This is a genomic window from Cryobacterium gelidum (assembly GCF_004403985.1).
In the GTDB taxonomy this organism is placed as follows: Bacteria; Actinomycetota; Actinomycetes; order Actinomycetales; family Microbacteriaceae; genus Cryobacterium; species Cryobacterium gelidum.
Window position 1 is genome coordinate 121157 of sequence record NZ_SOHL01000013.1, and the last position, 19281, is coordinate 140437.

The 19281-nt window shown below is 65.8% G+C and carries 16 protein-coding genes and 1 tRNA gene; 4 read left to right on the plus strand and 13 right to left on the minus strand.

From position 1 onward, the window contains the following. Positions 1-38 precede the first annotated feature (38 nt). The 10 genes from E3T50_RS06875 to galU form a co-directional block, all read right to left on the minus strand. The gene (locus E3T50_RS06875) at positions 39-3188 is read right to left on the minus strand and encodes an FtsX-like permease family protein (RefSeq protein ID WP_134551183.1); all 3150 of its coding nucleotides are present in this window, start codon (positions 3186-3188) and stop codon (positions 39-41) included. Further along, on the minus strand, positions 3185-3907 hold the full coding sequence (locus E3T50_RS06880) for an ABC transporter ATP-binding protein (RefSeq protein WP_198417960.1): 723 nt from the start codon (positions 3905-3907) through the stop codon (positions 3185-3187). Before E3T50_RS06880 ends, E3T50_RS06875 begins: the two co-directional genes overlap by 4 nt. Further along, positions 3904-4611 carry an ABC transporter ATP-binding protein gene (locus E3T50_RS06885; RefSeq protein WP_241990825.1) on the minus strand — a complete coding sequence of 236 codons (708 nt, stop codon included), beginning with the start codon at positions 4609-4611 and terminating at the stop codon, positions 3904-3906. The genes E3T50_RS06880 and E3T50_RS06885 overlap by 4 nt, the downstream gene beginning before the upstream one ends. Then, on the minus strand, positions 4611-4865 hold the full coding sequence (locus tag E3T50_RS06890; RefSeq protein WP_134551185.1) for a hypothetical protein: 255 nt from the start codon (positions 4863-4865) through the stop codon (positions 4611-4613). Before E3T50_RS06890 ends, E3T50_RS06885 begins: the two co-directional genes overlap by 1 nt. Next, positions 4825-5454 (minus strand): hypothetical protein, encoded by a 630-nt coding sequence (locus tag E3T50_RS06895; protein WP_134551186.1) that lies wholly within the window; start codon positions 5452-5454, stop codon positions 4825-4827. Before E3T50_RS06895 ends, E3T50_RS06890 begins: the two co-directional genes overlap by 41 nt. Before the next feature lie 409 nt (positions 5455-5863). Beyond that, on the minus strand, positions 5864-7468 hold the full coding sequence (locus E3T50_RS06900; protein WP_198417961.1) for a glycosyl hydrolase 53 family protein: 1605 nt from the start codon (positions 7466-7468) through the stop codon (positions 5864-5866). Between the two features lie 313 nt (positions 7469-7781). Beyond that, positions 7782-7857, minus strand: a tRNA-Ala gene (locus E3T50_RS06905). A 65-nt stretch (positions 7858-7922) separates the two neighbouring features. Beyond that, positions 7923-8849 carry a hypothetical protein gene (locus E3T50_RS06910; protein ID WP_134551187.1) on the minus strand — a complete coding sequence of 309 codons (927 nt, stop codon included), beginning with the start codon at positions 8847-8849 and terminating at the stop codon, positions 7923-7925. Between the two features lie 105 nt (positions 8850-8954). Next, the gene (locus E3T50_RS06915; RefSeq protein ID WP_134551188.1) at positions 8955-9611 is read right to left on the minus strand and encodes a GNAT family N-acetyltransferase; all 657 of its coding nucleotides are present in this window, start codon (positions 9609-9611) and stop codon (positions 8955-8957) included. A gap of 61 nt (positions 9612-9672) precedes the next feature. Next, positions 9673-10566: a UTP--glucose-1-phosphate uridylyltransferase GalU gene (gene galU / locus E3T50_RS06920; RefSeq protein WP_134461273.1), complete on the minus strand. Its 894-nt coding sequence runs from the start codon at positions 10564-10566 to the stop codon at positions 9673-9675. A 34-nt stretch (positions 10567-10600) separates the two neighbouring features. Between galU and E3T50_RS06925 the strand changes: the two genes are divergently transcribed. The 3 genes from E3T50_RS06925 to mscL all read left to right on the plus strand — a co-directional run bounded on the left by E3T50_RS06925 (position 10601) and on the right by mscL (position 12146). Further along, positions 10601-11179 carry a 5-formyltetrahydrofolate cyclo-ligase gene (locus tag E3T50_RS06925; RefSeq protein ID WP_134551189.1) on the plus strand — a complete coding sequence of 193 codons (579 nt, stop codon included), beginning with the start codon at positions 10601-10603 and terminating at the stop codon, positions 11177-11179. A 108-nt stretch (positions 11180-11287) separates the two neighbouring features. Then, a complete protein-coding gene (locus E3T50_RS06930) occupies positions 11288-11659 on the plus strand; it encodes an FmdB family zinc ribbon protein (RefSeq protein WP_134551190.1) in 372 nt (123 codons plus the stop codon). Between the two features lie 4 nt (positions 11660-11663). Then, the gene (mscL, locus tag E3T50_RS06935) at positions 11664-12146 is read left to right on the plus strand and encodes a large conductance mechanosensitive channel protein MscL (RefSeq protein ID WP_338145346.1); all 483 of its coding nucleotides are present in this window, start codon (positions 11664-11666) and stop codon (positions 12144-12146) included. A 245-nt stretch (positions 12147-12391) separates the two neighbouring features. On the opposite strand, the gene E3T50_RS06940 is transcribed toward mscL, so the two are convergent. Both E3T50_RS06940 and E3T50_RS06945 read right to left on the minus strand, forming a co-directional pair. Then, complete coding sequence (locus tag E3T50_RS06940; RefSeq protein WP_241990805.1) at positions 12392-16168, minus strand: AAA family ATPase; 3777 nt, start codon at positions 16166-16168, stop codon at positions 12392-12394. A 79-nt stretch (positions 16169-16247) separates the two neighbouring features. After that, entirely contained in the window at positions 16248-17264 is a 1017-nt protein-coding gene (locus E3T50_RS06945; protein ID WP_134551191.1) for a magnesium and cobalt transport protein CorA, read from the minus strand. 62 nt (positions 17265-17326) lie between these two features. Between E3T50_RS06945 and E3T50_RS06950 the strand changes: the two genes are divergently transcribed. After that, positions 17327-17932 (plus strand): 4'-phosphopantetheinyl transferase family protein, encoded by a 606-nt coding sequence (locus E3T50_RS06950; RefSeq protein ID WP_134551192.1) that lies wholly within the window; start codon positions 17327-17329, stop codon positions 17930-17932. Between the two features lie 9 nt (positions 17933-17941). Here E3T50_RS06950 and E3T50_RS06955 read toward each other — a convergent pair whose 3' ends face one another. Next, positions 17942-19270 (minus strand): M1 family metallopeptidase, encoded by a 1329-nt coding sequence (locus tag E3T50_RS06955; RefSeq protein WP_134551193.1) that lies wholly within the window; start codon positions 19268-19270, stop codon positions 17942-17944. Positions 19271-19281 lie beyond the last annotated feature (11 nt).

Below are 19281 nucleotides of genomic sequence, written 5' to 3' on the forward strand. Positions count from 1 at the left end.
ACGCGCCGAAGGCGCGATCCAATTGTCCGGTCAGAGCTTCACTCGTCCCGCAGGAGTTCTGTGGGTTTGAGGCGCCCGATCTGGAAAGCCGCGGCGGCTGATGAGAGTGCTGTGGCGCACAGCACGAGCGCCGCGAGCACCGCCAACTCGGCCTTGGGCACAGCCAGCGCGGGAGAGAGAGTAAAGATCGGTCTGAGAACCTGCACGAATTGAGACGCCATGCCGATGCCGACCAGCACGCCGATCGCGGTGCCGAGCGTTGCGGAGATGCCGGCCTCGGCCAGCACGAGAGCGCGGATGTCACTGCTGGACATTCCTTGGGCGCGCAGGGTGACGTACTCTCGGCGGCGTTGCAGCAGCATCCCAAAAACAAACATCGCCGTGGCGGTTGCTGCCATGAGGAAGGTGAAGAACGAGTCGAGTTGCAGCAGGCCCCGCACGTTGAGCGCGGTGAGGCTCGACTGGTCCCGGTCCAGAGCCGTCTCTGAGGTCAGCACCTCGAAGTTTTGCTGCAATTCTTGACCGGCGGAGAGCGCCTGAACTTCAGAGAGCCCCTGAACCGTGCGATCAAGGCCCGGGACGCTGCGGTCCGAGCTGGCGACGAGGTAATAGTCGGCGTCGGTGAGGCCCGTTTCGCGTTGGTAGAAATCCAGATTCGCAACAATGTCAGTCCCCTGGGCCGCACCGGGAAACTTGGTGAACAATCCGACGACACGCATCGGCGTTCGTGTTTGCTGATCGGTATCGCGGGCCAGCAGCACCTCCACCGGATCCCCGATCTTGAGTTTCAAACCCTCGGCCAGGGCGATGTTGACGAGGATCCCATCCGGTGTCGACCGCAGCGCCGACAGCATCCGGCCGGCCGTGCCGGAGACGAACACGGAATCCGGCAGGGCAGCGACGGTGCCGAACGTGTCCGGGTCGATAGCCGCGAGGCTGGTGACGTCTTCGTTGAAGTCGCTGGTGAGCACGGAGTTCTGGGACGAGAACACGACCGGGGTCGCACCGGCCACGCCCGAAACGTCAAACTCGGCACTGAGGGCTGTTGGGTGCGGCCGGTCACTTGTGGGATTCGGTGTCAACCGAATGTCCGAGCCCACCTGGAACCGAGCATCCGCAACCTTGGCGGTGTCGTAGACCGTGGCAAAGCAGGCGAGCATGGTGCCGAGGCTGACGACCAGACCCACCGTGACGACGCCACCGGTCAACGCCGTCAGCCGGCGGGTGATGCTGCGCCAGAGCACACCGGAGCGTAGCCGGGTGAAAGGCTGGGCGCCGCGACCGGATGCGGCGCGCGCGGTGATCTCCTGCAGCAGGTGCGCAATGAACAGTGTGCCCGCCAGCCAGGCGATAATAGGCGCCACGAGCAGCTGCAGTGGCAGCGTCACGGCCTGGCCGGCATACACCGAGCCTGGCGGGGCATCAAACGCTCCGAGCCGCAGGGCTACCAGCTGCAGGGCGACCGCGATGGCCAGCGCGATGAGGTCAACGGGGAGACGGTGCCAACTCGGGGTGGTGCGCTGCGAACTGATATTGAGTTGCTGTTTGATCTCTCGGGTGATCAGGCTCCGGCCGGGAACATACAGGGCGAGCGCCGTGACCAGCATGCCGCCGCTGACCCCGATCAGCGTGGATTGAAGCAGGGCGGCGGGCGACGCCTCGAACAGGATGGAGCGCCCGAGCAGCGCCAGCACCGTCGCGAAGCCCAGAACCGTTCCGAGGAGTGATCCCACCCCCGCGATCGCGACCGTGCGCAGCGCGAGCAGGAACAGCAGATGCTTGCGAGCGGCCCCCCGCACACGCAGGAGGGCGTTCTCACGGCGTTGGGCACCTGCGAGCAAGGTTCCGGCGTAGGCCGTGAGGATGGCGGCCAGGATCCCGCCCGGCAGTCCCAGAAAGACGAACAGGCGCTTGGCAACCGCCGCATCTTCCGCGGCGACGTGCAGCGTATTGGAGATGTTGTCGATCAGGTAGTCCTGACCGGAGGCCACGCCCTGCACGGCCTCGGCGATCCCGCTGGTCTGGGCGAAAGCGGTTGCCGGATCGGAATTCAAGATGCTTCGCTCGATCAGCACGTCGAGCTCCTCGAGCGGGAGACTGTTGAGGGCGCTGTCCCGTTCGGCCGCTGCGGCTTCGAAGGCCGGCTCAACCTGGTCGCTGTAGACGCTGGGGTCCACGACCACGGTGAAGGGCACGTACCTGAATTTCTCGAGCGTGCCGGCCTCTCTGCTCTCGAAGAGCGGCCGGGCACCAGACAGGTCGGTAATACCGGTCACGTCGAGCGAAAGCGGTGCGGCCCCGCCGGGCAATTCGATCGTGACGGTACCGCCAACGCTGAGGCTCAGGGCACGTGCCGTCTCCGCACTGATCAGTGCCCCGCCTTGGCGCATGCTGCCGGAGCGAATCTTGACCGAGGGATAGTGGGACAGATACCGGGTGTCGAAGGCGAAAAGCTTGACCGGGCCAGGAACGGCGATCCCGCGGGCGGTGAGAGTTTCGGCAGCCATGTCCACGAGCACCAGCGGGTCGGCGGCCGCCACTCCGGGAACATCCGCTACCGTGTCGGCGAGAGTCTGCAGCGCGGTGGCCCTCGGGGCGTTCGCGAGGGCCGGGGTAACGGCCTCGCGGGTCGAAATCGTCGCCCGCACGGGCAGATCCGCGGTCGACGCAACGGATGCGGTTGCCCGCAGACGGTAGGTGATCCGAACAGAAACAGCGGGCTCGACCGTGCCGATGTTCAGCCCGGTGCCTGCTTCGCCTTGGAACAGCGGGCTGCCTCCTGCCACATCGACGATGGGTGTTTCGTTTTGATCGGTCGAATCCGCGACGTACTCGAGCGCGACATTCGGTGGCACCCGAACCACGACTTCGTGGGCGGGCGCGAAACCGTCGTTGGCGATGGTCAGAGTGACGAGGGTTGTGTCGCCCGCATCCAGTGCGTCGTCGGCCATCGTTTGTTCCAGCCGGATGCCGCCGCCGAGGGGAGTTGTCAGCACCCGCTGCATGTCGAGCGTCAGGGGCGCGACAGCTCGCCTTGTCATCGATGCACCGGACCCGTCGATAAAGAACAGCACCGCCGAGAACAGGCCTACCCCGACGACGACGCCCACCAGGGAGGTAAGCGTACGCCGCGGGTTGCGAAACAGATCCCGCTGAACGAACCCGCCGAGAGTCACCTGCCCGCTCATGTCGGTCCCGCCATCCGGCCGGCGCGCATTTCAAGCACGGTACTCATCCGTTCGGCCACTGCCCGGTCGTGCGTGACCACGACCAGCGTGGCGCCGTGTGTCGCGTGGTGCTGCAGCAGCAGTTCCACCACCCGGTTTACGCTCGCCCCGTCGAGGGATCCGGTCGGCTCGTCGGCCAGGATGATACCCGGATTGTGCACGATCGCCCGAGCGACGGCGACCCGTTGACGTTGGCCGCCGGAGAGCTCGTCGGGGAAGCGTCGCTCGAGAGAGATCACGTCGAGCGACTCAAGCAATGCCCGGGTTTGGGCTGGCTCGTCGGCGAGGCCGGCCAACACCGCCTGCAAACCAACATTCTCGGAGGCGGTCAGGAAGGGCTGTAAGTTGCCGGCTTGGAAGACGAAGCCGAAGTGTCGGCGACGGAGGGCGGCACGGTCCGGCTCTGCCATCGCCGAGAGGAGGTGGGGACCCACCCGAACCTCGCCGGATGTTGGCGTCTCGAGACCGCCGAGGATTCCGAGCCGGGTCGATTTTCCAGATCCGCTCGGCCCGACAATGGCCACGCTCGTGCCGGGTTCGACCGTCATCGTCACGCCATCCAGGGCTCGAATCGGTCCGGACGCCGTGGTGTACCTCATGCTGAGGGCGGTAACGGCAACGCGAAGGCCCCATCCCTTGGCAGTTGCCGGGTATTCGCGCGGTTCGATCGACCCGATCATGACGCGCGTTCCAGATGGCCGCCGCTCAGTCGAAGAACGCGCGAACTCAGCGAGACGATCTCGGGGTTGTGGGTGACCAACAAGACGGCGAGGCCACGGTCACGGCAGGCCGTATGGAGGGTGTTGATCACCACTCTGGCGGTGGCTCCGTCGAGCTGCCCAACAGCCTCATCGGCCAGAAGCAGCTCGGGGTCGTTCGCCAGCGCAAGTGCCACGGCGACGCGCTGCGCCTCGCCGCCGGAGAGCCGCCGCGGCAGGTGGCCGGCCCGATCTTCAAGATCGACCTGCTTGAGAAGCGCGTGGATGTGAGCAGCACGGGCGGTTCGCCCGGCGAGGCGAATCGCCAGTGCAATGTTTTCCCCAGCGGTAAGGAACGGCACGAGGTTTCCGGACTGCAGCACGATGCCGATTCGCGTGGCCCGCAGCTGAGCGCGCCGGGTGTCGGGCAGGGCGCCGATATCCTGACCATCGAAGATCACCTGGCCGGAGTCGGGAACCAACAACCCGGCGATAAGCGAGACGAGCGTGGACTTGCCGCAGCCGGACGGGCCCACCAGGCAGGTGATCTCACCACGCGGCAGCTCGAGATCCAGTGCCTTCAGGACCGACGTTGTCTCGCGGGCAGTGCGGTAGGTTTTGGACACGGCGTGCAGGCTCAGCAGCGGCCGGTCCTCTGCTGCGAGAGCCGAGTCCTCGCTCGACATCACGGGGTACGGGTCGCTTTCACATCACCGAAAAGCTCGGGTAACTCGGTGGCGGCTTGTTGGTCGATGCGGAGTGCCTCGGCGCTTGCTTCGGTCAGCCCTTCCGGGGTAAGCCTCGTGACGTTGATGAGCCGTTCGACGTCTTCGTGGCGGCTCTGGCCGCGGGGTTCATTGCGGATTTGGCCGACGCCATTGGCGTAGTACTTGAACTCGTTATCGAGCGCGGACCGCTTGCCCTCGCGAATGACGAGCACGTCGACGAAACAGTCGAAGGGGACGCACTCCTTCGGCTCTATTTTCAGAAACTCGGCGGCGTCGCCATCCTCCTCCGGGGGCTGGGCGATTGACCAGGCTGCCGTCGCGCTGGGGGGGGTCATCGGGCATCAGGATGCCGGCTTTCGCCCCGTCGAGCCCGCTCAGCCAGGCCTCAGCGATCGCAACGAAGCGTCCGGCTTCGTACTGTTCAGTGGTTCCACCCAGTGTCCAGACAGCGCCATTCTTGTCCTGGGCAAAGTAGTCCAGCGATTTCTGTACGACCTGACCGGCGCCGGTCGAGAGGTCGTACACCGCGACGGTCGGCACGCCATCGATCTGGCGGATCACATCGGTCACCGTGGTGACCACCTTGTGCGGCACCGTTCGGTTGCCGATCAAGGTAGTGCCCTCTCGCACCCATTGCGTGCCGGGAATGAGAGGAAACCACTTGTTCGCGCCCGCCCGTGGATCGACGAAATTCGACGCCACCATCGGGCTATCGGAGATGGCCTGTTGCTCGGTCGCATCGTCGGCGGTGCAGCTCGTCAATAGCGTCAGTAGCGTCAGGCCAAAGCCGAGGGCGATCATGGCCGCTGTGCGCCGGCGCGTCCGCCCAATGGAGATCGACTGCGGCTTGTTCATGACGCACTCCTTGCTCCGTGAGAGACCGGTGTGTCTTTTTCCAGGCGACCCATTCGCAGTCACAAGAAAACGGGACCTCATAAAGTTGAGATTCAGCATTGCGTTCATGGCTGTGGGTGTCAATGGCGTTGCGCGTCCACCGAGATAGCGATGGGTGTCAACGCGCTGCGGTTCCGACGTCGCACCGGATGTACGTCGCTCAAGACGGAAAGCCCGGATGCCTTCGTTTCGTCGCTGCGCCTGCTGATAAACGGCCCGGCGCTATCCTTCCGTTAGCTCCTGACCGCCACTCAATCGTCGCGACCTCCGGTCACTGGCAAGGGCGCACGACCCGAGTCGCCGGCCCTCGCCTGGCCTACTGGCCGGGATCCGCCGCGAACTCCCGTCCGACCGGCAGCAGCCTGTCGCTGTAATCGAAGATCGCCTGGTTCTCCCAGCCGTTCCCGGAGCCCGGGTTGGTCGGGTCCCAACCGGAGCCCGCCACCGCAGTCCAGGTGGGCTCCCAGTAGAAGACGCCAAGGCCGCGGTTCGCTGGCAGTCCCGCGACAATGTTCTGCACCGCACGCAGATGCGACGCCTGCCCGACCGGGGTCGCCGGGTAACCGGGGATCACCTGGGCTGCCGCAAATATCTGGGGCTCCGCGTCATCCTGTGCCAGGGTGAAGCCGTAGGCCGTCTCGACGACGGCGAGCGTCTTGGCCGGGAACGCAGCAAGCAGGGTGTTTGCTCCGCTCTGCAGGGAGGCAAGACTGCCGTGCCAGTAACCATAAAACGACAGCCCGATGACGTCGAACGAGACTCCCTGTGCGACCGCGCTGTTGTACCAGGACTGTAGCGTCGCCACGCCGTTATTGAGGTTGGTGAGGTGCAGGATGATCTTCGTGCTCGGAAACACGGCGCGGGCCGCATTCGAGCCGGCTTTGAGTAGCGTGCCGAGGTTGGTCCAGTCCGACACCGCTCCGGATGCCGCACCACCGGTGATGAGCATCCCCGGGTTGATCTCGTTACCGATCTGCACCATGTCAGCGGTAACCCCAACAGACTTGAGCCCGGTGAGCACGTCGTCCGTGTGCGCTGTCACCGCGGAGGCGAGGGCGCTGAGGTCGTAGCTCGACCAAGCCGCCGGGATCTTCTGCGCTCCCGGGTCGGCCCAGGTATCCGAGTAGTGGAAGTCGACGAGGATCTTCATTCCCGCCGCCTGCGCCTGCTGGGCAAGCGCGATAACCTTCGCCTTGTTGTTGTAGCCGTCGGCGGGGTTCACCCACACCTTGATGCGGGCATAGTTGACGCCGCTCGATGCAAGGAGGGTGAGCGGTGCGATGGTCGCTCCCGCTGCGTCTTTATAGAGTGCGCCGAAGGCCTGGTTCTTGGGAAGCGTTGAGACATCGGCACCGCGGATCGTGCGCACGATGCGTTCATTGGTCATCGTGACGTTGTCAAACTGCGCCCAGGCCCCGCCCACGGTTGCGGACGTCTTGAGCGCGATGGTGCAGCTACCGCCACTGACATACGCCGAAACGGCAACTTGCACCCAGCCGTTGTCCTGCTCGGTGCTCGGTGCGGTCACGGATTTTGCGCTCCCCCCGCAATTTCGCAGCCCGACCGTGGTCGCGTCGAGCGCCTGGCCCGGCGTCGCCGAACCCGATTTCACCCAGACCCGCAGCGTGTACCAGGCAGCGGCGAGGTTCGTGACGGTCTGGGCGATTTCGGTCGTGTAGGCGCTGGCCGACCAGAGGTTCGCCCTGCGCGCACCGTTCTGCGGGGCGTCCGTGCCGATGCTCGCAGCCGACGTTGTACCGGTCACGGTCCAGCCCGTAAGTGCGCTCGCGCTGGATTCGAAACTCGGATTGGCAATGACCGGTGCCGCGGTCGCTGGCGCTGAGATGGTCGTGGCGAGAACGAGTCCGGCGAGTATCGCGGCTCCCGCCTTCATTGTCGTGCCTCGTGAAACAACCCGCATGTCGTCCTCCTTGACGATTCAAAGTTCTCTGCGCCTTCAGCCGAGCAAACCCGTGAGCGGTTACAGCCGACTCACCTGTGTTAGAAACCTAACAGGTGCATTCGCCCAAGGTCAATGCTGATTGAACTGTGTGCGGTCACAGTAACGGTCGGGCTGGTAGTGCCCCGATCACCATCGAACGCTCCACGATGATGTCGTCGCATGGTGAGCAGACACGCACTGCGGAGGTACGAAGAAGCCCCGACGAACATCGTCGGGGCTCTTAACGGCCAACCGGCCCTTCCTGATCGGAAGGGCCGGAGTCAGCCTGCTGTGGTGGAGCTAAGGAGATTCGAACTCCTGACCTTCTCATTGCGAACGAGACGCGCTACCAACTGCGCCATAGCCCCAAACTGCCTTTCAAGAATATCACGGGCTGACCAACAGTTTCGCCGCTTCCCGAGTGCGAGGCGAATTAGACGGCGCGACGGCGACGCAGCACGGCGTCGAGGTCGGTCAGGCCCGGCCCGGTCTCGCCGACAATTCCCATCGACGCAAACCGGCTCGGCGCAGCCGCGGCAGCGGGCCGGGCGATCGGCGTGACCGCCCGATGTGCTTCCTCGGCGAGTGCGGCCCCGCGGCGGGCGACCTCCGCCTGGGCGGCTGCCTTCCGCAGCTGGTTGGCCGCTTCAACGGATGCCATCGCCGACTGCGCGATAGATCCGCGCGAGAGGTGCAGTGCTCGCGGTACCGGGTGCGGCGTCCAGGTCGCTGCGGCGGCCGGAGTCGCCTCCCACTGCACAGGTTCAAAGGCCTGACCGATCAGCACGGGCAGATCGACCGGGGCTTCCACCCGCACAATGCGGGCGGAGCGGGCGACGGTGGCCAGCCGGCCGAGAATGCCAAACGCGGCCACCGTGACGACGACGCCGCCGACCAGCGCGGTGAAAGAGCCCGCCAGAGCGGGAGCGACGCCGGCCACAGCCAGCACGAAGCCGGCCAGCAGCATCAGAGCGACCAGGCCGCGGAACCGACGGAGGCGCCGAAGCTTCTGCACCGGCGACCCCGCCAGGCGCGGTGTCGCCGCGGCGGTCACTGCGGCGGCGCGGCGCACGGCGCGCCCAGCATCCGCCACCGCCTGCGCTTCGGCACGCTCTGAATACTCGGCTCGTGCCAGAACACGCTGCTGCTCGGCCAGGGTGCGGGCGGTCGCTTCGAGCCGCACTTGCCGCGGAATTTCAGCGGTTTCAGCCAGGACGCGCAGTGCCTGCTGCAATCGCACCGCATTTCGTTCCGTCGCCTGGTACTGCTTGCGGCGCGACCAGGTGGGCATCAAATAGGCAACCCACAGCACAGCGGCCACCGCCACCATGACCCCGCCACCCAATGCCTCACTACTCATGTTGACAACGCTAGGAGGCACACGGTGATCCCACGGTTATTCCCCATGGCGTGTCACCGAGATTATTACTCCGAATTCACCCCCGAACAGGGAAAATCACCTTCATCAGGTGATGACACGCACCGGATGCGCGGCCGAGGCAAGGTCTGCCGCGGTGACGCGCGCGGCATCCGCTGGTACCAGGCCATCGTGCCAACGGCGCATGACACCCTGGCTGAGTTCTTCGGAGACCAGGCCGAAGCAAAAATGGTCGCGCCAGTCTCCATTGATGTGGATATAGCGGCGGCGCAGTCCCTCATACCGAAAGCCGAGCTTTTCGACGACACGCAGGCTCGCCTGGTTGTCCGGGCGGATGCAGATTTCCATGCGGTGGAGGCCGAGCTGGTAGAAGCAGTAGTCGGTTGCGAGCGCCACGGCCGTAGGGGTGACGGACTGGCCGGCGAACTTTTCACTCACCCAGTAGCCGATCGTCGCCGACGACAGCGACCCCCACGTGATCGACGACACGTTCAGCTGGCCGGCCAATTCACCGTTGTGTTCCACGATGAAGGGCAAGCCGTTGCCCGACCGCGAGTGGGTCAACAGGCTGCGGATGCTCGCGCGCGTGTCGAAAGACATCGGCGCGTACGGGTTCGTCGCCTCCCACTTGCGCAGCCACGATCGGTTCGCCAGCAGTTCGCCCTCGAGCGCGCGCGCATCGCGCAAACGGATGGGACGCAGTGTGACGGAGCCCTCATAGAGGCTGGGAATTGCGATCGGCACGGTTCGCCTGTCTGTCGTGGGCCGGGAAGCCCGGTCTGGCTGGGTGATGCTGGGCGGAGCGTCAGTCGAGCGTGGCGACGAATTCGTGCAGCCACGGCTTGAGGTCGGCGCCGAGATCGTCACGTTCAACGGCGAGCTGCACGATGGCCTTGATGTAATCGAGCCGGTCGCCGGTGTCGTAGCGACGCCCGCGAAAGATGAGGCCGTACACGCCGCCGGTGCTTTCCGGGTTGACGGCCATCTCCTGCAGGGCATCGGTGAGCTGAATCTCGTTACCCTTGCCGGGCTTGGTGTGTTCCAGGATATCGAAGACTTCGGGGCAGAGCACGTACCGGCCGATGATGGCCAGGTTGGACGGGGCGTCCTCGGCGCTCGGCTTTTCGACCAGGCCGGTGATGCGCACGACGTCGGGGTCGTCGGTGGCCTCGACCGCGGCCGCACCGTACATATGGATCTGCGCAGGATCGACCTCGAGCAGCGCAACGATGCTGGCGCCGCGCTTGACCTGCTCCGCGAGCATGCGGGTCAGCAGCGGGTCGCGGGCATCGATGATGTCATCACCGAGCAGTACCGCGAAGGGCTCGTTGCCCACGTGCATGCGGGCGCGCAGCACGGCGTGGCCGAGGCCGCGCGGGTCGCCTTGGCGCACATAGTGGATGTCGGCGAGCTCGTTGGACTCGCGCACCTTGGCGAGCCGGGTCTGGTCGCCCTTGCGTTCGAGCATGGCTTCCAGCTCGGTCATGCGGTCGAAATGGTTCTCCAGGGCGTTCTTATTGCGACCGGTCACCATCAATATGTCACTGAGGCCGGCCGCGACTGCCTCCTCGACGACGTACTGAATAGCTGGCTTGTCGACGACGGGCAACATCTCCTTCGGCATGGCCTTGGTGGCCGGGAGGAAGCGCGTTCCGAGTCCCGCTGCGGGAATGACGGCTTTAGTTATCGGGGTACCCATGGGCACTAGGTTAGCGGCAAGTAGGATGCCTTATATGGACTCCGACACAGGTCATCGAAAGCGTGCGCTGAGGGCGGAACTGCGCGAACGCCGTCAGAACCTGACCTCCCATGAACGCGAAGCAGCCACGGCCGGTTTCACCACGAACCTTCAAAGCCTCGTACTCGACCTATCGGCACGGTCAATCTCCTGCTATCTGTCGGCCCGCAATGAGCCCGATACCCGACCTTTTCTTACCTGGGCCATGGCAGAGGGCATCCGTGTTCTGTTCCCGATTTCGCGCGAAGATGGTCTGCTCGACTGGACCGTCGGCACGGGAGACGAGGAATTCAACGGCATTTCCGGTATGCCTGAGGCGGTCGGAACTCTGCTCGGCCCGATCGCCATCAATGACGTCGACCTCATCATCGTTCCGGCGGCGGCTGTGGACGGGTCTGGCCTGCGCATGGGCTGGGGTCGCGGCTATTTCGACAAGACCCTGGGGTCGATGGAGAAGTGCCCACCGGTGTATGCCGTCGTGTTCGACAGCGAATTTGTCGACGCGGTACCCCGCGAGGTGCACGATCAGCCGGTCAACGGCCTCGTCACGCCGACCCGAATCATCGCTTTCTGATTATTTTTCATCGCTAGTCGCGCTCGTGCTGAACCTGCGGGGGTGCGAGCGCGCCTAACCTTAGTACTGGCAGGCATTTGCCTGCCGGTTCAACCAGCTGGAGATGCAGTGCCTACCTACTCTTACCGTTGCACCGAGTGCGACACCGCCTTCGATATCCAGCAGGCCTTCACCGACCACTCGCTAACGGTGTGCCCGACCTGCCAGGGAAAGCTCCGCAAGGTCTTCTCCTCGATCGGCGTGACCTTCAGCGGTTCGGGTTTCTACAGCAATGATTCCAAGTCGGATTCGAAGCGTACTAACCCGAACCTCGACCGCAAGACGAACGAGAAGTCTGCCAGCACGAGCGATTCGTCGACGAGCAAGCCCGCTGAGGGCAAATCCGAGACAAAGTCCGACAAGAAGGCCGACAGCGCGCCGATCAAGAAGGACACCTCGGCGTCGTCCTCCTCCTCCGTTCCAGCCGCGAAGGCGTCCTAACAGCATGGCGCTGACAAAGACGGTCTCCCAAGTCATCCGTTTGGAGCACCCCGTGATCAACGGTTTCAAAGAATTCATCATGCGCGGCAACGTCATCGACCTCGCCGTCGCCGTCGTCATCGGCACGGCGTTCACCGCGCTCGTCACGTCGATCGTCACAAACGTCTTCAACCCGCTGATCGCCGCGGTCTTCCAGGCCGACTCGCTCGCAAAGGCCCTCCCCCTGATGCTTCCCGGTGGCGACAAGATTCTGTTCGGTGCTGTCATCGGCGCGCTCATCAATTTTCTGCTGATCGCCGCGGTCGTCTACTTCGTGATCGTGCTGCCGCTGAACAAGCTCAAAGAGGCTCAGGACCGTCGCCGGGCGACCGGCGTGCCCTCCGCCGTTGTGGCCGATCCCACGACCGAACTCGATCTGCTCACCGAGATCCGCGATCTGCTTGCCAAGAACAGCGCCACCGACCAGGGACCCCGGCATACCGCCTAAACCGCACTACCAGTGCGGCGGACGATCCTGCCGTAAGCGCGCGTCGTTCGCGCTCGGCAGGCTGCCCGACGAGGCGACACCCCCCTCTTCGCGCAGCACCGGCGGGTGCGGGTTCGGGTCGGTGTCTGGCGCGGGCAGTAGCTGCGCGCGCCGAGCCCTCCCCGCGGCTTTGATGATCGGCTGACGCTCGGTGCCGAGGTGCACCGTGCCGCGGCGCGGCGTACCGTTAGCTGTGCCGTCGCTGCTCACGCGCCGGGCCGCTTCGGGGCGATGGCGTCATCGGTCGTACCGAGCCGGGCAGCGGCATCCTGTTGCGGAACACCGGCGATGGCGGCCACGCGCGCCGCGACGGCATCGGGGTTACTGAACAGCTCGAAGCTGTGCACGCGCAGGTAGTGCCAGCCGAGACGGCGCAGCACTTCGGGGCGCAGGCGCAACGACTCGCGCAGGCTCGCACGATTGACGACGGCATCCGTTTCGACCACGATCGCGCGGGTGCCGTAGGAGGCGGCGAGGGCGAGCTTGCCGCGGTGGCCGAGGCGCACGATGAGGCCGAGCTTTTCGAGGCGGCCGGCGAGGTCCACGAGCATGGCCTCGCTCGCGTCGGGAACCTGCACCTCGTCCCGACGGGCTTCGGTCTCGCTCAGCACCTGCGACAGCGCAAGGATGCCGTGACGCTGGCGGTCCTCGTCGATGTCGGCGGGGCGGAAGCATGAGACAATGTCGAGCGCGCGGCGGGCCCGCGTCATACCGATCGCCAGCAGGCGTTCGCCGCCGGGCTCGCCAAGCGAACCGAAGTTCGACAGCAGGCGTCCGTGCGGGGTGCGGCCGTATCCGATCGAGAAGATGACCCGGTCGCGGCTCTGCGCCACCGCCTGCTCGAGGGTGAGCACGGTGAACGGTTCGCTGCGGTCTTTCAGGATGAAATCCGACAGGTCGGTGCGCTTCGCGAACGCGGCGAGTACACCCTGCTGCACGCGCACGGCGTGCCGGGTGCTCGCGGTGATCACCATGAGCGATTCGCGCGGACGCTTAGACGCGTGGTCGAGCACGAGGTCGATGACCTTCACGACCTCAGCGTCAACGCTTTCGATGGCGCCACTGTCGGCATCGGGCATGCCGCGCCCGCCTGCCACGTAGTTGATGGTGAGGCTGCCGTGACCGAGAAAACTGCCGGCCCAGGGCAGCGAGTCGATGCGTCCGCCATAAAAGCGGTGGTTGACGAGCTCCGCCAGGTCTTCACCGCCGGCCCGGTAGCTGCGGGTGAGGGTGAGGGTCGGCAGCAGTTCGCCGAGGCGGGCGAGGGCGGAGTCGGCGTGGAGAGCGTCGACCGACACCTCGGGCGCGGCTGCTTCCCCCGAGCCGGCAATGCCGGTCTCGAACGATGAGGGGGTCTGGGTGACCGGGTCGCCGAACGCCACAATCTGGCGGCCACGTCGAATAGCGCCGACGTTTTCGGCGAGGGTGGTGGCGCCGGCGTCGACGATCAGCACGGTGTCGAAGGTGATTTGGTCGCTGATGCCGGCTACTTCGTAGGGCGAGGCCAGCCAGACCGGGGCGAGCACGCGGCCGAGGTGCGGGGCGACGTCGTTGAGCCGGGCGGGGGTGGCACGGTCGGCGCGCAGCAGGCGGCGCAGCTGGTCGGCTTCCTCGGGAAAGTCGACGACGCCGATCTTCCAGGTCTCGGCGAGCAGCCACGCCAGCAGCTGGCCGGTCGCGGATGCGTGCGCCTCGTCGACGAGTTTGAAATCGGCCTCGAGTCGATCCAGAACCTGGGTGTTGGCGCCTAGCAGGGCCCGATCGCTCGCGAGCATGGTCTCGAGCACGGACTGCCACCAAGCCAGTTCGAGCTCGGCGGCGACGTTCTCCTCCGAAACGTGGCGTTGGGAGAGGTCGGTCATGAGCGGGTCGAGGTTGTGCTCGCGCAGGGTCGCCAGAAGCGCGGTGCGCTCGTGCAGGTTGGCGAGCACCTCGCTCTCGGCGGCGAGGCCGGAGATCATCGAGACCAGCTCGTTGATCTGACGCCCCGCGAGGATGCGCGGCGTGCCAACGGTGCCGAGCGGAACGTCGAGCAGTCCAAGGTCTTCCCAGACCCGCTGAAAAGCGACGTGCACGTCGTTGATGCCGACCGGCACCTCCGGGGTCACGCCGGCGGCCGCGTAGCGCTGCCAGAGCGTGCGCTGACTCTGAATGCGGCGCAGGCTCTCGTTCATGTCGGTGACCCGCACGCCGGGGCGCAGGTATTCCTCGGCGAGCTTGCGCAACCGGCGACGGCTGGCCGAGCTCATCTCGGACGATTCCCGGCGCGACGACGTGGCCGCGATCAGCTCGGTGAGCGACCGGTCGTAGACGCCGGGCTGAAACTTGTCGAGAGTTTCGCGGATATCCAGCAACAACCGCAGGTAGACACCGAGCTCATTGACCGTCTCGAATGGGCGCAGCCGGGTTTGGCTGATGAGCCCGTTGGCCCGTTCGAGCAGCCGGGGAAGTTCACGCTCGTTGACGCGTTTGGCGAGCTGGTGCGAGTTGGAGGCATCCGCTGTGGAGGTGAACGAGGCGCCGTACCAGGGCGAGTCGCCGGGGCCGTACCGAAACTCGCCAAGAACGGCGGCCTTGATCAGGGTGTTGGCGGCGGCCGACCGGGAGTGTGCTAGCAGCTCGAGAGCGTGTCGGTCGAGACGGGCCGTCGTCGATGGCGGCTCGGGCAGCTGGGCGAGGCGGGCGAGCTCGCCGAGTGCGTCGAGCACCGAGACGCCCAGTGCGGAGTCTCGCCGAGTGAGGGCGGACCGGTAGTCGAGCAGCACCTTGCGCAGGCGTACGAGGGCGTCGTCGACGTCGCCGACACGCGGCTGGGTGGCTTTTTCATTGCGGGTGATCGACTGGATCAGGTCGCGGCGCAGCGTGCGCGGGGTCACGGCCATGCCGGGCAGGCCCACCTGCACGAGGCGGCCGTGGATGCCGTCGAGACTCGAGCGGCGCGCGCTCACCACGAGTACCCGCTTGTGCTGGGCCACGAGCGAGCCGATCGCGTTGACAATGGTCTGGGTACCGCCGGTGCCGGGCAGGGTCTTCACGACGAGGGAGTTGCCGGCCGCGATCTGCGCGACGACGTTCTCCTGCTCGGAGTCGGCGTCGCCGAGCAGCGTGTCGGTGGCCGGTGGGCGGGCGTCCTGGCCGATCGGCACCACCGGGTTGTATGCGGCCGCGATATTGCCCCTGGCCGTCATGTTGCCGGCGACGGCGTCGAGCAGCGGATGCTCGAGCGAGCCGGCGTCGGCGGCGAGCGCCCGGCCGACGTCGGCGAACGACGAGACGACGAGGCGGGGTACGACGTTGAACCAGGGCAGGTGCGAGGTCAGTCCGCGCAGCCGGTCAATGACGGGCTGCGGTTTAAACGCGCCGTTGGTCACGGCGAGCGCCACGAAGGCGTCGGCGTCGAGCACGATCTGAAACTGGTCCTTCAGGGCGCGGGCGAGTTCGGGGTTGAGAATAGGCTGGCCCTTGAGCTTGAGCTCGTAGTCGCGCCCGTACCGACGAATGGCCAGGGGGCGCAACAGCACCGGGGCGCTGTAATCGACGTCCTGGTAACGCCACTCGGCGAGGCCGATGGCCAGGTTGACCGATTCAATGCCGCGCATGGAGCGCAGTTCGATGCCCTTCTGGGTGATCTCGTTCGCGGCCAGGCGGGCGTTGCGCAAGGCCAGCTCGTCGCGAATGAGATTGGACAGCAGGGTGGTCTTGCCGATGATGAACTGCGGCAGACCGCCGGGATGCGTGGCGCTAAGTTCGATGCGGGTGCGGGCTTCATCGGTGAAGTGCAGTAGCGGCGAGCGTCCGCCAAGGGCGGCAAGTTCGTCGCGCCACCGCTGCCAGATCGGTTCGGCGATATTGCCGGCGGTGAAGGCCGGGTCGCCCAGACTGAGGTTGTGTGGACGGGTCACGTTTTGCGGGTCGCCGGGAACCACGCCAAGGTACTTGGAAAGCACGTCGTCGTCATCTTGTTTTTTATCGAGGTGCCACACAGGGCTACCCTAATTGGCAAACCACCGGTTTGCCCCGAGGCGGCCGGGGTTTCGCGGGTTTCTGCTCCAATCTGCAGGCTCACAGCCAGTCGCGACGTTTAAACACGGCGTACAAGCTGACACCCATCGCGAGCATCAGGCTGAGGGCAAAGGGATAGCCCAGGGCCCAGTGGAGCTCGGGCATATGGTCGAAGTTCATGCCGTAGACCGTGCCGACCAGCGTCGGCGCGAACAGGATCGCCGCCCAGCTGGAGATCTTCTTGACCTCTTCGCTCTGGGCCAGGCTGGTCTCCGACAGGTGCCGCATCTCGTCGTTCTGGCGTTGGGCGACCAGGGTGCTGTGCACGGTCAGCGCGTTCTGCAGCAGCTGCCGGAACGCGTCGCCACGCTCCACGACTCGCAGGGTGTGGTCGAGCACGTCACGCAGGTGCCGGTGGAGTTCCAGATCGACGTTGTATTTATCGAAGCCACGCTGCATGGCCTCGAACATGGTCACGAGTGGTTGGGTGGCCCGCTGAAACTCGATCACCTCGCGCGACAGGGCATAGATGCGGCGGGATACCTCCGGGTCGCCATCGAACAGCTGGTCTTCAATTTCGTCGATGTCGTTTTCAAGGCCGGCGACAACCGGCCCGTATTCGTCGACGACCTGGTCAAGAATGGCGTAGAGCACGGCTTCCGGGCCGAGGGCGAGCAAATGTGGTGTCTGCTCCATGCGCTCCCGCACCTGCGCGAGGTCAGGCGATTCAGCGTGGCGGATGGTCACGACGAAATCCGGACCGACAAACACGTGCAGCTCGCCGAATTCGACGCGTTCCTCGTCGTCCATATATCGGGCCGGGCGCAACACCACGAACAGGATGTCCCCGTACCGCTCGATTTTCGACCGCTGGTGACCGGCGAGCGCATCTTCCACGGCCAAATGGTGCAGGCTGAATTCGGTGGCGACGGCCCGCACCTCCTTCTCGCTTGGCCGGTACAGCCCGATCCAAGCGAAACCCTCGTTCTCCTTCATGACTTCGAAGGTCTCATCGAGGGAGTGCGGGGTGGAGACTCGGTGCCCATCCACGTAGACCGCGTTATCAACCAGCGCCATCGGCTCTCCTTGTTCGATCTCCTAGTGTGTCACTCACCGACACCTCCCGGTAACGTGGAGGGGTGCCGCACACGGATGTCTCCCTGTTCCTCGCTCCGCGCGCGACGCTCCCCCAGGCCGACCGCGCACGGCTCACCGCCGCCGTGGCCCGGATCTGCCCGAAGCGGGGGCCCGTCACCATCGAGCAGCGCTGCGAGCTCTGCGGCGGAGCGCATGGCCGGCCGCGCGTCCTGGCGCCGCGCGGGGTGCACGTGAGCCTGAGCCGAGCCGGCGATACCGCGGTCGTGGCCGTGTCACTGGCCGGGCCGATCGGTGTCGACATCGAGAGCGTCAGCGCGGTCGGCCGCGCCGGGTTCGATGATGTCGCTTTCAACATTCTCGAGCGCACCGCGCTTGCGGCGGTGCCGTTCGCCGAACGCGACCGGGCGCGCGCGCAGCTCTGGACGACGAAGGAGGCGCTGCTCAAACTGTCGGGCGAGGGGCTGACGGTGAATCCTCGGGAGGTGACTGTGGGGTGGAGCAGCGGTGGAGCATCCGTTCTGCTGCACTGGCCGACCGCCATCCTCGATTTGACCCGGGTGCACCTGGCAAACTTCAGCGCGGGCGCCGGGCTGGTCGGCACGCTCGCTGTTCTCAGCGCACACGCCCCGCACGTCGCGGTGCGATAGGACACTCGGCTAGAGGCTCGGCAGCGCGCGTTCCAGCACCCACCGATCGACGAACCCGCCGATCGCCCGGCTGCCGGTGTGTTCGGAGAAGAATTCCACGAAGTCGTCGGTGGAAACCTGCCCGAACCGCCGGGCCGCGGTGTAGGCGCGTAAGGCCGCGAAGAAGGCCTCGTCGCCGAGAGATTTGCGAATGGCATGCAGGGCGAGCGCTCCGCGTTTGTAGACACGGTCGTCGAACATGTCATGCGCGCCGGGGTCGCCGACGACGATGTCGCGGGGCAGCGCCGCGACCCTGCCGCGGTGCAGCGCGGCGAGCGCGTCGGCAGTGCGACCGCCGCGCTGCTCCTCCCAAAGCCATTCGGCGTAGCAGGCGAAGCCCTCCTGCAGCCAGATGTCCTGCCAGCGGGCCACAGTGAGGCTGTTGCCGTACCACTGGTGCGCCAGTTCGTGAGCGATCAGCCGGTCGCTGCCGTGCTCGCCGTCGACGTGGTTGCTGCCGAACACGGCCAGGCCGTGCGCCTCGAGTGGAATCTCCAGTTCGTCGTCGGTCACGACCACCGAAAACGAGGCGAACGGGTAGGGTCCAAACCGGTCGGCGAAGAACGCGATCATCTCGGTGAGTCGGGCGAAGTCGGTACCGACACGGGTCGCCAGACGGGCCGGAAAATACAGGCTGTGGGCAACCGGGGCGGCGGCCAGGTCGCGGCGGCGGTAGCGGCCGATCAGCACCGTGGCGAGGTAGGTCGCCATCGGCTCGCGCACGTCGAAGGTCCATTTGGTGCGACCGGAGCGGCTCGACCGGGCCGACAACACCCCGTTCGACACCACGGTGTAGCTGGATTCGCAGGCGATCGTGATGCGATAACTGGCCTTGTCACCCGGGTGGTCGTTGCAGGGAAACCAGGTCGCGGCCCCGCACGGCTGCCCGGAGACGAGCACGCCGTCGTCGAGCTCTTCCCAGCCGACATCGCCCCAGGCGCTGTGCACCGGATGCGGCGCCCCGCGATAGCGCACCACCACCTCGAACACGGCCCCCGCTTCAATGGTCGCAGCGAGGCTGATCACCAGCTTGCGGGCGCTGTGGGTGATTTTCGTCGGCCGCGCGCCGTTCACCGTGACCTTCTCCACACTCAGCCCGGCGAAGTCGAGGCTGAACCGGTCGAGCCGCATGAGGGCCTGCGCGGTGATGATCGCCGTCGCGTTCAACCGGTTGGTGATTACGCGGTAGTCCAGGGTCAAGTCGTAGTGCTCGGCGGTGTAGCCGCCGTTACCGCCGGTGGGAGTGTAGGGGTCACCGGCGCTGGCCGAGCCGTAAGTCGTCTGCACAGTCTGGGCCATCGCCTAACTAC

What these genes read in the sequence shown, in the direction of transcription:
- E3T50_RS06875 (WP_134551183.1), bottom strand. Translation starts at nt 3,188, where the DNA reads ATGAGCGGGCAGGTGACTCTCGGCGGGTTCGTTCAGCGGGATCTGTTT.
- E3T50_RS06880 (WP_198417960.1), bottom strand. Translation starts at nt 3,907, where the DNA reads ATGATCGGGTCGATCGAACCGCGCGAATACCCGGCAACTGCCAAGGGA.
- E3T50_RS06885 (WP_241990825.1), bottom strand. Translation starts at nt 4,611, where the DNA reads ATGTCGAGCGAGGACTCGGCTCTCGCAGCAGAGGACCGGCCGCTGCTG.
- E3T50_RS06895 (WP_134551186.1), bottom strand. Translation starts at nt 5,454, where the DNA reads ATGATCGCCCTCGGCTTTGGCCTGACGCTACTGACGCTATTGACGAGC.
- E3T50_RS06900 (WP_198417961.1), bottom strand. Translation starts at nt 7,468, where the DNA reads ATGCGGGTTGTTTCACGAGGCACGACAATGAAGGCGGGAGCCGCGATA.
- E3T50_RS06910 (WP_134551187.1), bottom strand. Translation starts at nt 8,849, where the DNA reads ATGAGTAGTGAGGCATTGGGTGGCGGGGTCATGGTGGCGGTGGCCGCT.
- galU (WP_134461273.1), bottom strand. Translation starts at nt 10,566, where the DNA reads ATGGGTACCCCGATAACTAAAGCCGTCATTCCCGCAGCGGGACTCGGA.
- E3T50_RS06925 (WP_134551189.1), top strand. Translation starts at nt 10,601, where the DNA reads ATGGACTCCGACACAGGTCATCGAAAGCGTGCGCTGAGGGCGGAACTG.
- mscL (WP_338145346.1), top strand. Translation starts at nt 11,664, where the DNA reads ATGGCGCTGACAAAGACGGTCTCCCAAGTCATCCGTTTGGAGCACCCC.
- E3T50_RS06945 (WP_134551191.1), bottom strand. Translation starts at nt 17,264, where the DNA reads ATGGCGCTGGTTGATAACGCGGTCTACGTGGATGGGCACCGAGTCTCC.
- E3T50_RS06955 (WP_134551193.1), bottom strand. Translation starts at nt 19,270, where the DNA reads ATGGCCCAGACTGTGCAGACGACTTACGGCTCGGCCAGCGCCGGTGAC.